Origin of the sequence: Pseudoalteromonas sp. S3776 (genome assembly GCF_005886915.1) — a bacterium.
GTDB lineage: Bacteria > Pseudomonadota > Gammaproteobacteria > Enterobacterales > Alteromonadaceae > Pseudoalteromonas.
The window spans coordinates 1-249 of the sequence record NZ_PNCU01000119.1; the positions used below are offsets into that span (position 1 = coordinate 1).

Genomic DNA, 249 nt, shown 5'->3' on the forward strand with positions numbered 1-249 from the left:
AGAGAGTATTTGCGAATTTATCGGTGACCAAAGAGGATACCCACAAGCATTCTTATTACCGGAATATGTAGATGAAAAAGAAATGGAAGGAAAGGATTTTGATGCCAGTGATAAAGATCCATTATTTGAAGATGCAGCTCGTTTGATCGTTCAAAGCCAAATGGGGTCAACCTCATTAATACAACGAAGAATGAAATTAGGGTATAATCGGGCAGGTAGGCTGATGGATCAACTGGAAGCAGCCGGAGT

At 40.6% G+C, this 249-nt stretch carries 1 protein-coding gene; it reads left to right on the forward strand.

From position 1 onward, the window contains the following. On the forward strand, nucleotides 1–249 hold a 249-nt coding region (locus tag CWC16_RS19390; protein ID WP_138542686.1), incomplete at both ends, for a DNA translocase FtsK.